The following is a 14,356-nucleotide window of genomic DNA, read 5'->3' as shown; positions in this document are numbered from 1 at the left end:
GAGGCCGCCTTTAGCGGGAATCCGATAGAGAGGTTCGTAGTTAACCCAGTACGGGTCAAAGCGTACAAAGCTAATTCTAGATGCAATATTTGCGTACAGAATTAGTAACTATTAGTACGGCTCAAATTTTACGCGAATACATTAAGCGACTACCAAAACCAAAAGAGTAACAGGCAATTCTTCGCTCACCCCAAGGAGTGAAACTCCTCATTGCCGCGGTGGAACTTCCCCACCCCCCTAGGTCTCCGGGTGGGGACTGACGCGGAATCGTTCACCCTAATTTCGGTAAACCCATACTATAGTTCTGTACTCTGGCGTTGAGATTATAGCTAATTTCGCCTTTTTGCAGGAGAGAACGGATAAAATGTTCTAGATCTGAACCGATGCGACGGAGATTATATTCGCTCAATTCTTCCCCATTGTAGGATTCTACCAATTCATCAAACTTACTATAAACCTTATTGAGAGCCACTTCTTCCCAATTAAATTCATTATCGGGATCCACATCAAGAGTCAAGACATTGTTACTCTCGATTAATTGATTATTTTTTACTTCAGCCGTATAAATGCGAATATGACGGGTCGTAGATTTTAACAGCATGGAATCTTTAGGGTAAGTTAGACGCTATGTCTAAGATTTTGCCATGATTCGCGGCAATGGGGAATTGGGAATTATAAATTATAAATTATGAATTATGAAGTGGGGAGTGGCAAGTGGCAAGTGGGGAGCGGGGAGAATAAATAAGAATAATCTCCTGTCTCCCGAACAATGTTTACGGATCGACCAGAAACGTGATACTATAATAGATTGCAGTATTTAAGCAGAGATCACGAGTCCTATGGCCTTAACCCAGACCAAAAAACAAGAACTAATCAGCCAATACCAGGCCCACGAAACCGATACAGGATCATCGGAGTTACAAGTAGCTTTCTTAACCGAGAGAATCAACCAACTGACCGAACACCTGAAAGCTAACCCGAAAGACCACGCTTCCCGTCGGGGATTACTCCAGATGATCGGTCGTCGTCGGGGACTGTTAACCTATATCCAGAAGAAAGATCAACAACGTTATCAAACCCTGATTGGTCGTCTCGGAATTCGCCGTTAAGCTTACCCCCTTTGCATCCCTACCATGGCCCCTGAATCGAAATCGACGGAGAAAAAAGAGCGTCTTCCCTTTGAGCCGCGCCAAAATAAGCGAAAAACCCCGAAAATTGCCCCTAGTCCCGTACCACCGCCGATAAAAAATCGCTCCGAGGAAACCAGCTTAAAGGCAATTCCCCAAGTGGTCAGTCAACGGATGGCCAAACGCATGGCGGTATTTTGTGGCCTGCCGACGGCACTGGGGATAACTTCCTTTTTTGGCTTCTACTGGATTATTAGCCACGATCTTCTCGAAATCCCTTCCTACGTCGCTATGCTCGTCAGTTTAAGCCTGTTTGGTCTAGGTTTTATCGGTCTGAGTTATGGCATCTTCTCCGCTTCTTGGGATGAGGATCGGGTGGGGGATTGGCTAGGATGGCAAGAATTTCAAGCTAATTTTGGCAGAACGATCGCTGCTTGGCGGTCCGGCAAAAAAGAAGTGGAAGAAAAATAGACAACCGCTAGAAATCGTCAACAATAGAGATTAAAGGAAAAAATAAAGGGTTAATGCCATGATTATTGTCATGAAAGTTGGTTCCCCGGAAATTGAAATCGAGCGCGTCAGTGCCGAATTCGAGGCATGGGGATTAAGTCCTGAAAAAATCGTCGGTAAGCATAAAGTTGTCATCGGTTTAGTCGGAGAAACCAGGGAATTAGACCCCCTACAAATCCAAGAACTAAGCCCTTGGATCGAAACCGTCCTGCGAGTCGAACAACCCTTCAAACGTGCCTCTTTAGAATACCGTCACGGGGAATACAGCGAGGTTTTAGTCCCCACTCCTAACGGTGTTATCCCCATCGGCAGAAATCATACCGTTAGCATTGTCGCCGGCCCCTGTTCGGTGGAAAATGAGGCGATGATCGTGGAAACTGCCAAACGAGTGGCGGCAGCCGGAGCGCAATTCCTCCGGGGTGGTGCCTACAAACCCCGCACTTCTCCATACGCTTTCCAAGGTCACGGGGAAAGCGCTTTGGAATTACTAGCGGCGGCTAGAGATGCCAGTGGTTTGGGTATTATTACGGAAGTAATGGACGCGGCGGATCTCGATAAGATTGTCGAAATAGCCGACGTGGTGCAGGTGGGGGCCCGCAATATGCAGAATTTTTCCCTCCTGAAAAAAGTTGGGGCGCAACCGAAACCAGTCCTACTCAAGCGCGGCATGGCGGCCACTATTGAAGATTGGTTGATGGCGGCAGAATATATCCTCGCGGCAGGAAATAGCAATGTCATTCTCTGCGAACGCGGTATCCGCACCTTTGACAGTAAATATACTCGCAATACCCTAGATTTATCCTGTATTCCCGTTTTAAGAACTTTAACTCACCTGCCGATCATGATCGATCCTAGCCACGGTACGGGTAAATGGGAATATGTACCGACCATGGCCATGGCTTCCCTGGCAGCTGGGGCCGATTCCTTGATGATCGAGGTGCATCCTAACCCGGCCAAGGCCCTATCTGATGGGCCGCAATCCTTGACTCCCGACCGGTTCGACCAGTTAACTCAGGAGTTAGCGGTCATTGGTAAGACGATCGGGCGTTGGCCCCAGGTTCCAGCACTGGTTTAATAAGATAATAAGGGGGTGAATCAACCCCCTTTTTTGGGCATAAATTTCGCTTTTCGGGGCAGTTATGGTGACAGTTCCTCTGGAGTTAAATACTGAGCAAATTAGGGGCGAAAAACGGGTAGTTTTTAATCATCTCAGTTGGTTATCCTATCGGCAAATTTTACAAGCCCTAGGGGAAAATAATCGCGCCCATTTATTTTATGATCGTGGCACTTTAGAGATTACTATGCCCCTAGAAGAACACGAGTTTTACCGAGAATTAATTGGACGTTTTATCTATTTTTTGGTGTCCGAATTGGGTTTAAAAATTAAAAGTCTGGGTTCCACAACTCTAGCTAGGGAAGATTTAGAACGAGGAGCAGAACCGGATAATGCTTACTATATTCAAAATCAAGCTAAAGTGCTAGGAAAAAGAATTAATTTAACTGAAGATCCGCCCCCAGATTTAGTGGTGGAAGTGGATATAACCCACACGGATATTAATAAATTAGCACTTTATGCCCGTTTGGGAGTGCCGGAATTATGGCGTTTTAATGGAGAAATCTGGCGCATTTATCGGTTAGAAAAGGGGGTTTATCAGGAAGAAGAATTTAGTCCGACTTTTCCCCTAGTTCCCAAAACTAAACTCTATGAATTTTTAGCCACTGCTCAAGAGGATGAAGTTAAAGCAGAAAAGAATTTAAGAGCATGGGTTGTCAGTCAACTAGCTGAGAGTTGAGGTAATTATGGTGACAGTTCCTCTGGAGTTAAATACTGAGCAAATTAGGGGCGAAAAACGGGTAGTTTTTAATCATCTCAGTTGGTTATCCTATCAGCAAATTTTACAGGCCGTAGGGGAAAATAATCGCGCCCATTTATTTTATGATCGTGGTACTTTAGAGATTACTATGACCCTAGAAGAACACGAGTTTTACCGAGAATTAATCGGATTATTTATTCGGATTTTGGTGGTAGAATTGGGTTTAAAAATTAAAAGTATGGGTTCCACAACTCTAGCTAGGGAAGATTTAGAGCGAGGAGCAGAACCTGACAATGCCTACTATATTCAAAATCAAGCTAAAGTGCTAGGAAAAAGAATTAATTTAACTGAAGATCCGCCCCCAGATTTAGTGGTGGAAGTGGATATAACCCATACGGATATTAATAAATTAGCACTTTATGCCCGTTTGGGAGTGCCGGAATTATGGCGTTTTAATGGACAAATCTGGCGCATTTATCGGTTAAAAAAGGAGGTTTATCAGGAAGAAGAATTTAGTCCCACTTTTCCCCTAGTTCCCAAAACTAAACTCTATGAATTTCTAGCCACTGCTAAAGAGGATGAAGTGAGGGCAGAAAAGAATTTAAGAGCATGGGTTGTTAGTCAACTAGCTAAAAATAATTAACTAGGGTTTGCTGAAAAAGTTTGTTGGTGGAGCCGGTCGTTAGGAGACAGGAGACAGGAGAATTAAGAATGAGTAATAATCAATTAAATGGTTTATTTAGGGTTGGCTGAATAAATGTGAAATGTAGGCAAGGTAAGGGTTTTGTGGCTCTTCTCTTGAAACAGGTGCCAGATTTTGAGAGAATCGTCCTTCAAAACCTTGCGTCTTCATCGGCCCGCGTCCTGTAGGGGCGAAGCATTCGGGCAATAACCTATCGGTGAAACTGGAGATTTTCTATCCGAATGCTTCGCCCGTACTTTTTCAGCAAGCCCTATTTAGAGATTTTCTGCCAGTTAATCTGGCTCTCCCCTACTTGTGGTCATAAGAAAAAGTTATGAAAAAGTCAGAGATCCAAATTTTCCTAGCTCACGCTAGTGAGGACAAACCAGCAGTTTTGGCACTGTATGACCGCCTTAAGCAAGCGGGATATAAACCTTGGTTGGATAAAAAAGACCTGATTCCGGGCCAAAACTGGCGAGATGAAATTCCGAAAGCGATTAAAGCTAGTCAGATTTTTCTCGCCTGTCTGTCAGCGAAATCGGCTAATAAACAGGGATACATCCAACGGGAGTTGAGGATTGCACTTGATACCTTGGGAGAGATGCCACAGGGGACAATTTTTTTTATTCCCATGAGGTTAGAAGAATGCGAAATTCCTGATCTGCGACTTGCAGAAGTTAGCTTGAAGCTGCGAGATATTCACCGGCTTGATTATTGGGAAGAAGACGGATTTGAGCAACTAGAAAGAGCAATTACCTATCAATTCAATCCTGAACCAGAAGAACCAAAACAACCGGTAATCGTCACGCCACCGTTATCAGTATTTAACTTTGAGATCGTGCGAGTAAATGCGAAGGGTGAGCAAATCAAAAAAGAGTCGAAGCAGTCCCAATATTTCAGCGAAGATTTGGGCAACGGCATCACCTTAGAAATGGTCGCCATCCCGGGGGGAACATTCCTGATGGGAACGGAAGATGAGGAAATCGAAAAACTGGTTAAAAAATTTAATTGGGAAGGATTTGGAGGGGAAAGACCACAACATGAAGTAACTGTCCCATCCTTCTTTATGGGTAAATACCCCATCACCCAGGCCCAGTGGAAAGCGATCGCCTCTCGCACGGATTTAAAAGTTAAACAAGACCTTGATTTCAAGCCAGCCTATTTTAAAGACCGTCCCGATAGCGATCGCCGTCCCGTGGAACAAGTCAACTGGTACGATGCCGTCGAATTCTGTGCAAGATTATCGAAACTGACGGTTCGGGAATACCGACTACCGAGTGAGGCGGAATGGGAGTACGCTTGTCGTGCTGGAACCACCACCCCATTCTACTTTGGGGAAACCATTACCGGGGAATTGGCCAACTACAATGCCAGCAATACCTACGCAGAACAAGCGAAGGTAGAGTATCTAGACGGAACGACTCCCGTGGGACAGTTTCCGCCCAACGCCTTCGGACTGTACGATATGCACGGCAATGTCTGGGAATGGTGCGCCGATACTTGGCACGATAACTATGACGGTGCGCCGACGGATGGCAGTGCTTGGATAGAAAATGGGGATGATAATCGTTCTCCTCCGCGGGGCTGTTCTTGGTTCAGCCTTCCGGATTTCTGCCGTTCCGCTTTCCGCTACTTCCTCAACCGCCGCGTCAACCGCAGCAGCTATAACGGTTTTCGGGTAGTCTGCGTATTCGGGAGAACTCTCTAACCCTTTTTCCTTTTTCCCCTTTTACCCTCATTCCCTATTTTTTCTTTTTTCTTTTCTTTCCCGCCTCACGGCGGGTCGATTTTGTAGGGGCGAACTCGACCCATTTGGTCGATTTTTGCTTAACAATTGTCAAGGATTGTTAAGATGCGCTTACCCTGCACTTTTCCCCTAGTTCCCAAAACTAAACTCTATAAATTTTTAGCCACTGCTAAAGAGGATGAAGTGAGGGCAGAAAAGAATTTAAGAGCATGGTGTCAACAGACTTGCAAAAATTAGGTGGGCATTGCCCACCCTAATCTTAGGATGGCGGTTTGTAGGTAGAAGCAACGGATAATTCCTTTAATTGCTTGGCTGCCACTGTTGAAGGTGCAGAAGTGAGTAAACAACTAGCTTGCTGGGTTTTCGGGAAAGCAATCACATCGCGAATCGATTCTTCCCCGGCTAACAACATCACCAAGCGATCTAAACCGTAGGCGATGCCACCGTGGGGAGGGGTTCCGTATTCAAAAGCTTCTAACAAAAAGCCGAATTTATTATAGGCTTCCTCTGGGGATAGACCGATGGTGGCGAAGACTTTTTCCTGTACTTCCCGTTGATAGATCCGCAAACTGCCGCCACCGATTTCAATACCATTAAAAATCATATCGTAGGCTAGGGCGCGAGCGTGGGCTAGATCGTCTAAATCTTCGGGATTAGGGGCAGTAAAAGGGTGATGCAATGCTTCTAGGCGTTTTTCCTCGGCGTTGTATTCAAACATCGGGAAATCCGTCACCCAGAGGAGGTTGATTTTCTCCGGATCAATTAATCCCAATTGTTCCCCTAAAACTAAGCGTAGGCGGGATAGGGATTTATTGACTGTATCGGTATCTCCTGCCCCAAATAAGAGCAGATGCCCCGGTTTTGCGCCAGTCTTCTCGATTAAAGCCTGTTTTTGTGCCTCTGTCAGGTTATCTTTAATCGCACCAATGGTATCAAAATCGTAGTCCTCGCGCACGCGGATATAGGCAATTCCCTTCGCACCCGCATCGGTGGCTTCTTTGAATAAATCCCCACCCGGTTTGATTCTGACGTTAGAAATCGCCTCGTTACCGTTGGGAATCGGTAAAACTTTCACCGTTCCCCCACTAGCGATCGCACCTGAAAACACCTTAAATCCCGAATCGGCAAAAATCTCCGCCACATTGACCAATTCCAAGCCAAAACGGGTATCAGGGCGATCGACCCCATAGCGATCCATAGCCTCAGAATATGTTAAACGGGGCAGGGGCAGGCTTATATCGATATTTTTGACTTTTTTGAAGATATGAGCGATTAAAGCCTCATTTAGGGCTAAAATCTCGCTTAAGGAGAGAAAACTCATCTCCATATCCAACTGAGTAAATTCCGGTTGACGATCGGCACGCAGATCTTCATCGCGGAAACAGCGAGCGATTTGATAGTAGCGATCCATTCCCGACACCATTAATAATTGCTTAAATAGTTGCGGTGATTGGGGTAAAGCGTACCATTGGCCAGGGTTGACACGGGAAGGAACCAGATAATCCCGCGCCCCTTCGGGAGTCGATCGAGTTAAAATTGGCGTTTCCACTTCGATAAAATGCTGTTCATCTTCGAGAAAACGGCGCATTTCTTTGACAACTTGGTGACGTAGTTGTAAATTATGACTCATACGCTCCCGGCGTAGGTCTAGATAGCGGTATCGCAAGCGCACATCTTCCCGGACCGATTCACTTTCGGAACTAGAGACGACAAAAGGCAGTTGTTTAGTAACCCCGTTGAGAATCTCGATGCTAGTGGCGTAAATTTCGATTTCTCCGGTGGCAATGCGCGGGTTAAGGGATTCGGGGGGCCGTTGACTGACTGTTCCCGTCACCTTGATAACATACTCGTTTCTGACGGTTTCAGCGATGGGGTAGGAAGCGGGGGTTCGTTGGGGATCACTGACGATCTGGACAATACCACTGCGATCCCGTAGATCAATAAAAATAACGCCACCGTGATCGCGACGGCGATCGACCCAACCGAAGAGGGTGACACTTTTTTCAATTTCGATCGCGCTAAGGTCGCCACAGTAGTGAGTTCGCATAGTCTAACTAGAGAATTACTTATATTACGAATGTAGTATAGAAAGGATGTGGCCAGAAAAAAATCAGACGGCCTTGTTCATTATGCCGGTATTTTGTCGCTCTTGTCCCCTTGTTTGGGGTATTTTTATGGTCTCTTAGTCCTCAGCCATCAGCTTTTCGCCGATCGGCTATAATAGACCTCTTGTGAAAACTAAAAATTGTTGTTAGGGTTAGGAGTCAGGAGTCAGGAGTCAGGAGAATTAAGAATGAATAATAATTAACTAAATGGTATATTTACAGATTTTAGGCAATTTAATCCTTATTTTTGCCGTTTTTGAACCCTCAAAAATTAATTATGCAAGAGTTCTAATCAACAAGGCTCATCTAGCAGTTACCAATTTTAAACGATTAAAATCATGAATTCCTTAGAAAAAAAAATGGTGCAACTGTTAAGAGAACTCAGGGAAGATCACCATGTTTCAGGGGTAAAAGCGGAATTCGAGACGGAAGGAACCCGACTGACGGAAGCGATGCGTTTGAAAGAAATTAGTCTGAAAGCGGGGGTAGATTTTAATCTGAAAATCGCCGGTTGCGAAGCGATCAGAGATATCTTTGATGCGGTTAATTTAGGAGTCGATCGCTTGATTGCTCCCATGGTAGAAACAGCCTACGCTTTACAAAAATATCTGCGAGCAGCTAGGAGGGTTTTAGCTGATCAAGGGGTGGAAGATGTGGAGCTATTAGTTAATATCGAAACGATTACAGCCTGTGAGAATTTTCAGGAAATGTTGGCGATTCCAGAGATAAAATCTCTCCATGGTATCGTCATCGGACGGATGGATTTAGCCTGTTCTTTGGGATTAACTCGTCAGGATGTGAATGGCAAGCAAGTTTTGGATCTGGCTTTACCTTTGGCAAAAAAAGCTAAGGCTGCCGGTTTGACTGTTGCCATTGGGGGTGCGGTGTCACTGCATTCTTTACCGTTTTTCAAAATGTTCTGCCAAGAACATTTTGACCGCTTCGAGACGCGCAAAGTTATCTTTGATTGTCCCCAAGCTTTGGATAATTTCAGTTTAGCTTTGCCAAAGGCGATCGAGTTTGAATTACTCTGGTTAGAGAATAAAAAAAATTATTATGGTGCTATTGTTGGTGAAGATGAAGAGCGTTTAGAAATCTTGCATAATTTACTTTTTGGTTAAAGATATTGGTCAGTTCTATCGACCGCTTAAAACCTAGGCAGCAAAGTTTACAGATGTGGACTTATTATGAATAACTTCTCTTAATTAGGGTTGGCTGAAAAAGTTTTTCGTGGTTGCAGGGTCTGGGGTGTGGGGTTTAGAATGCTTCAATTTGCGCTTGATGTTTGTGCCGACAAGGCTATAATATTGATAGCACCTACTTTTGTCCTAAAAACAATGGCATTATCCACCAATCCCTTGACGTTTAATCAGAGAAATTATCAATATTGATACAGAAATCTTACAAACACTTTCGACAATGCCAGATTCTCTAAAGCACGAACTTCTGCACTATGCCAAGTATCTCATAGAAAACCACTCAAAGGAATATATGGAATGAATGCCTTCAAGGAAATCAACCCTTGTCACCGAAAAACTTTTCCAAGAGATTCCCCCTGAACCAAGAAAAAGCTTTACTTGTGACAAGGTCAATGAATTTTGTGGACATCAAGAGTTGAGGCAGAAATTGGGAGCAGATTTTTATTTTGCTACTCCTTATCATTCTTGTGCGAGGGGATTAAACGAGCCTACTAATGGACTATTAAGACAATTTTTTCCCAAGGAAACGAATTTGAAAATCCTTAAGCCAGAGGAAATAGAAAGAGCCGTAAATTTGATTAACAATCGTCCTCGAAAATGTCTTGACTATCGTACCCCGAATAAGGTATTCTATGAGATTAGATAAGACAGTGATTAAATCCAGACTTGAATTGGCCATGACCTCGGAACTATCGAAGCAATACGATCCTAAGATCACAGAAACGAAATGGCAGCAATATTGGGAAAATCAAGAAATATTTAGAGCAAACCCCGAAAAAGGCGGCGAAACCTACTGTATAGTTATCCCTCCTCCCAATGTTACCGGTAGTCTCCACATGGGTCACGCCTTCGAGAGTGCCTTAATTGATACACTTGTTCGCTACAAGCGCATGACCGGCAAAAATACCCTCTGGCTGCCCGGCACAGATCACGCTAGTATTGCAGTACAAGCCATACTCGATCGCCAATTAAAAGCTGAAAAAACCGACCGTTATCAACTAGGAAGGGAAAAATTCCTCGAACGCGCTTGGCAATGGAAAGAGGAGTCTGGTAGTACCATTGTTAATCAACTGCGACGCTTGGGGGTATCCGTGGATTGGACGCGGGAACGTTTCACCATGGATGAGGGACTTTCCCATGCTGTCCGTACTGCTTTTATCAAACTTTATGAGGACGGATTAATCTATCGCGGTCAATACTTAGTTAACTGGTGTCCCGAATCCCGGTCGGCCGTTTCCGATTTAGAGGTAGAAAACAAGGATATTGAGGGAAATCTCTGGTATTTTCGCTATCCTCTCAGCGATGGTAGCGGTTATCTTCAAGTAGCCACCACAAGGCCCGAAACCATGCTCGGTGATACTGGTGTAGCTGTCAACCCGCAAGACCCCCGTTATCGCCATTTAATCGGCAAAACCCTCACTTTACCGATAATGGGGCGAGAAATCCCCATTATTGCCGATGAATTGGTGGATACTGAATTCGGTACCGGTTGCGTCAAAGTTACGCCGGCCCACGATCCTAAAGATTTTGAGATGGGTAAACGCCATAATTTAGCCTTTATTAATATCATGAATTTAGACGGCAGTTTAAACGAAAATGCCGGAATATTCGCAGGTCAAGATCGTTTTGTTGCCCGCAAAAATGTCGTTAAAAAACTCGATGAAGACGGCTTTTTAGTTAAGATTGAAGCCTATCGCCATAGCGTCCCCTATAGCGATCGAGGTAAAGTTCCCGTGGAACCCCTTTTATCTACCCAATGGTTCGTTAAAATTGAACCTTTAGCCACAAAAGCTTTAGCCTGTTTAGATCAGGAAAACTCGCCCCGTTTTGTGCCGGAAAGATGGACAAAAGTTTATCGCGATTGGTTAGTTAAACTAAAAGATTGGTGTATTTCTCGACAACTGTGGTGGGGTCATCAAATTCCCGCTTGGTATATTATCAGTGAAACTAACAACGAAATTACTAACCATACTCCCTTCGTCGTTGCCCCAGATGAAACCTCCGCTTTAGCCAAGGCTAAACAGGAGTATGGAGAGGATATAATTATTCAACAAGACCCCGATGTTTTAGATACTTGGTTTTCCTCGGGATTGTGGCCATTTTCGACTATGGGATGGCCAGAAAAAACCCTTGATCTAGACACCTATTATCCCACCACAACCCTCGTCACTGGTTTTGATATTATCTTTTTCTGGGTGGCCAGAATGACGATGATGGCGGGCTATTTTACGCAACAAATGCCCTTTAAAGATGTCTATATTCACGGTTTAGTTAGGGATGAAAACGGCAAAAAGATGTCTAAATCTGCTAATAACGGCATCGATCCCCTAATTTTAATTGATAAATATGGAACCGATGCTTTACGATATACCTTAATCCGAGAAGTGGCAGGAGCAGGACAGGATATCAGTCTGCAATACAACCGTAAAACCGATGAATCGGAATCCGTAGAAGCTGCCCGAAATTTTGCCAATAAAATTTGGAATGCTTCCCGTTTTGTCATGATGAATCTGGAGGGAAAAACCCCAGAAGAATTGGGAGAACCAGTTTTAGAAAATTTAGAATTAGCTGATCGCTGGATTTTATCTCGTTATCATCAAACAGTGCAAAAAACTAGAGATTATCTAGAAAATTATGGCATGGGAGAAGCGGCAAAAGGTCTATACGAATTTATCTGGCGCGATTTCTGTGATTGGTATATCGAGTTAGTAAAAACTCGTTTATGGAAGGATAAAGAATCGGTTTCCTGTGCTACGGCCCGGCAAACTTTGGCTTTTATCTTGGCAGGGACATTAAAATTATTACATCCCTTTATGCCCCATATTACCGAGGAAATTTGGCATCATTTAACCCAAGAAAATCAGCAAGTTTTGGCTTTAGAAACCTATCCAATAGCCGATAGTTCTCTGATCGATCTAGACTTAGAAAATACTTTTGAGTTATTAATAGAAAGTATTCGGGTGTTGCGTAATTTGCGGGCCGAAGCGGGGATTAAACCGGGAGCAACGATCACGGCAATTTTACAGACAGAAAACAGCCAAGAATTAGCTATTTTGCAACGCGGACAAGTGTACTTAAAGGACTTGGCCAAGATCGAAAACTTAATTTTGACGGCAAAATTAACCGAGGAAGTCAATCAAGCGATCGCCGGTGTTGTCGCTACGGTAGAAATCCTCATCCCCCTGTCCGGATTGGTTGATATATCGGTATTGGCTGGGAAATTAGCGAAAAATTTAGCTAAGGTAGAAGGGGAAATCAAGAGTTTGAGTGATCGCCTGAGTAAACCTAGCTTTGTCGAAAAAGCTCCAGAAGCTTTAATCCAAAAAACGAAGCAAGCTTTAGCAGAGTCCGAAAAACAAGCCCAAATTCTCCAAGAACGCTTAAAACGCCTGCATTAACGGAGGCAGGGGTAATTTTGGGGATTTTCCGAAAAATAGGGCAGTTTTCAGGCTACCCTAACCGGAAAATTAATCGCCAAAATGGGAGATGATTGCATCGGCAAATTCGGAACATTTCAGAGGAGGATTAACGGGGGGTTCCATCAGACGCGCTAAATCGTAGGTAACTTGTCGATTAGCGATCGCTGCTGCGATGCCTTTTTTAATCAAATCGGCCGCTTCTTGCCATCCCATGTATTCCAACATCATCACCCCGGAAAGAATCACCGAACCGGGGTTAATTCGGTCTAAACCGGCGTGTTTAGGGGCTGTGCCGTGGGTTGCCTCAAAAATAGCGCAAGTATCGCCAATATTCGCCCCAGGTCCCATCCCTAAACCACCCACGATCGCCGCTGCCGCATCGGAGAGATAATCGCCATTCAGGTTCATGGTGGCGAGGATCGAGTATTCATCGGGACGGGTTTGGATCTGTTGGAAGATACTATCGGCAATGCGATCGTTGACCATAATTTTATCTTGCCACTGCCCATTGCCGTGGGTTTCCCAGATAGCATCGAGAACACTGGTAACTTCTTGACAGATTTTAGCTTTTTTCTCGTCCGTGAGGGCATCATAACCCGGTTCCACCATGCGGGCGTTATCTTCGATGCTCAGATCGGGGTTTTTCTCCTTATTGCTCAGGATCCATGATTCCATCTCGGTAACGCACACATCCCGGAATTCACTTTTAGCTAATTCATAACCCCAATCCCGGAACGCCCCTTCTGTATATTTCATAATGTTACCCTTGTGGACAAGCGTAACTTGATTTTTCGGTTTCGGTAAAGTCAGCGCTCGTTCGATCGCCCGGCGGACTAATCTTTGGGAACCCGTCTTACTAATCGGTTTGATCCCGATACCCGCATCGAGGGGAATTTGTTTTTTACCGTGTTCGGGAGTGGCGGGAATTAGTTCGGTGTTGAGATAATTAATCAGTTTATCGGCGATTTCCGTGCCTTGTTTCCATTCGATGCCCAGATAGATATCCTCGGTATTTTCCCGATAGACGATGACATCGAGTTTTTCTGGGGTTTTATGGGGGGAAGGGGTTCCCGCATAGTAACGACAGGGACGAACACAGGCATAGAGGTCAAAAATTTGCCGCAAAGCCACATTCAGGGAACGAATGCCGCCACCGATGGGAGTGGTCAAGGGACCCTTGATGGCGATCCCATATTCTTTAATCGCTGTCAATGTATCTTGGGGCAGATATTGATAGGTCCCGTAGATTTCGCAAGCTTCATCGCCAGCATAGACTTTAAACCAATGGATTTTCCTTTGACCACCGTAGGCTGTAGCGATCGCCGCATCGATAACTTTTGCGGTTGCGGGCCAGATATCGACTCCCGTACCGTCACCACGAATGAAGGGAATGATGGGATCGTCGGGAACTAGAGGTTTTCCCTCAGAAAAAGTAATTTTCGAGCCTGTTGTCGGTGGGGTAATTTTTTCGTAGCTCACAGTCATGGGCTTCCAGAAACGGTATTTATCTATACGTTGGCAGTCTAGCGCCGTCAATATCTATGCTCAGGGATTTTGGGTAATTTCTTAAAGATTCCCTTGCTGGCATCAACTTCGTACCTCACCATTAAGATAACTGCTAGAGCTAAGTAGCTGGTTATAATTAGGGTTTGCTGAATAATGGTAAAAACCTTACAGGAAAGGGCTTTTAGCTTGATTGAGAGCTTCCCAAATGCACTTAAATCTGCTAGAATCTCTTAAAACCCTTGCATCA

Annotated in this window: 12 protein-coding genes and 2 pseudogenes; 11 read left to right on the top strand and 3 right to left on the bottom strand. The window is 44.6% G+C overall.

Annotation, left to right across the window (positions count from 1 at the left end; translation table 11 throughout):
- Positions 1–271: 271 nt before the first annotated feature.
- Positions 272–601, bottom strand: coding sequence for an NAD(P)H-quinone oxidoreductase subunit M (locus tag LW728_RS18170; protein WP_002738864.1), 330 nt, complete (start codon positions 599–601; stop codon positions 272–274).
- 238 nt (positions 602–839) lie between these two features.
- On the opposite strand from LW728_RS18170, the gene rpsO reads away from it, so the two are divergent.
- From rpsO to LW728_RS18135, 7 genes and pseudogenes are all read left to right on the top strand, one after another.
- Positions 840–1,109 carry a 30S ribosomal protein S15 gene (gene rpsO / locus LW728_RS18165; RefSeq protein WP_002738807.1) on the top strand — a complete coding sequence of 90 codons (270 nt, stop codon included), beginning with the start codon at positions 840–842 and terminating at the stop codon, positions 1,107–1,109.
- 24 nt (positions 1,110–1,133) lie between these two features.
- Positions 1,134–1,598, top strand: coding sequence for a PAM68 family protein (locus LW728_RS18160; RefSeq protein ID WP_002804136.1), 465 nt, complete (start codon positions 1,134–1,136; stop codon positions 1,596–1,598).
- 58 nt (positions 1,599–1,656) lie between these two features.
- Positions 1,657–2,712 carry a 3-deoxy-7-phosphoheptulonate synthase gene (gene aroF / locus LW728_RS18155; RefSeq protein WP_287767520.1) on the top strand — a complete coding sequence of 352 codons (1,056 nt, stop codon included), beginning with the start codon at positions 1,657–1,659 and terminating at the stop codon, positions 2,710–2,712.
- 64 nt (positions 2,713–2,776) lie between these two features.
- A complete protein-coding gene (locus LW728_RS18150; protein ID WP_287664752.1) occupies positions 2,777–3,430 on the top strand; it encodes a Uma2 family endonuclease in 654 nt (217 codons plus the stop codon).
- A gap of 7 nt (positions 3,431–3,437) precedes the next feature.
- The gene (locus tag LW728_RS18145; RefSeq protein ID WP_287767518.1) at positions 3,438–4,094 is read left to right on the top strand and encodes a Uma2 family endonuclease; all 657 of its coding nucleotides are present in this window, start codon (positions 3,438–3,440) and stop codon (positions 4,092–4,094) included.
- 373 nt (positions 4,095–4,467) lie between these two features.
- A complete protein-coding gene (locus tag LW728_RS18140) occupies positions 4,468–5,841 on the top strand; it encodes an SUMF1/EgtB/PvdO family nonheme iron enzyme (RefSeq protein ID WP_287767517.1) in 1,374 nt (457 codons plus the stop codon).
- A gap of 159 nt (positions 5,842–6,000) precedes the next feature.
- Positions 6,001–6,117, top strand: a pseudogene (locus LW728_RS18135) (Uma2 family endonuclease); the annotation flags it as partial.
- A gap of 22 nt (positions 6,118–6,139) precedes the next feature.
- Here the strand turns inward: LW728_RS18135 and aspS are convergent.
- Entirely contained in the window at positions 6,140–7,927 is a 1,788-nt protein-coding gene (aspS, locus tag LW728_RS18130) for an aspartate--tRNA ligase (RefSeq protein ID WP_106908149.1), read from the bottom strand.
- Between the two features lie 396 nt (positions 7,928–8,323).
- On the opposite strand from aspS, the gene LW728_RS18125 reads away from it, so the two are divergent.
- From LW728_RS18125 to LW728_RS18110, 4 genes and pseudogenes are all read left to right on the top strand, one after another.
- Positions 8,324–9,106 carry an aldolase/citrate lyase family protein gene (locus LW728_RS18125; RefSeq protein ID WP_287767513.1) on the top strand — a complete coding sequence of 261 codons (783 nt, stop codon included), beginning with the start codon at positions 8,324–8,326 and terminating at the stop codon, positions 9,104–9,106.
- A 247-nt stretch (positions 9,107–9,353) separates the two neighbouring features.
- Positions 9,354–9,485: a DUF2281 domain-containing protein gene (locus LW728_RS18120; RefSeq protein ID WP_308417776.1), complete on the top strand. Its 132-nt coding sequence runs from the start codon at positions 9,354–9,356 to the stop codon at positions 9,483–9,485.
- A 24-nt stretch (positions 9,486–9,509) separates the two neighbouring features.
- Positions 9,510–9,830, top strand: a pseudogene (locus LW728_RS18115) (IS30 family transposase); the annotation flags it as partial.
- Positions 9,831–9,861: 31 nt separating this feature from the next.
- Entirely contained in the window at positions 9,862–12,582 is a 2,721-nt protein-coding gene (locus tag LW728_RS18110) for a valine--tRNA ligase (protein ID WP_287767523.1), read from the top strand.
- A gap of 69 nt (positions 12,583–12,651) precedes the next feature.
- Here LW728_RS18110 and LW728_RS18105 read toward each other — a convergent pair whose 3' ends face one another.
- On the bottom strand, positions 12,652–14,088 hold the full coding sequence (locus LW728_RS18105; RefSeq protein WP_002804129.1) for an NADP-dependent isocitrate dehydrogenase: 1,437 nt from the start codon (positions 14,086–14,088) through the stop codon (positions 12,652–12,654).
- Positions 14,089–14,356 lie beyond the last annotated feature (268 nt).

The sequence above is a fragment of the Microcystis sp. 49638_E5 genome (assembly GCF_021300285.1).
Lineage (GTDB): Bacteria > Cyanobacteriota > Cyanobacteriia > Cyanobacteriales > Microcystaceae > Microcystis > Microcystis aeruginosa_C.
The sequence above is the reverse complement of the archived record's forward strand: the minus strand, read 5'-3'. Positions and strand labels throughout refer to the sequence as shown.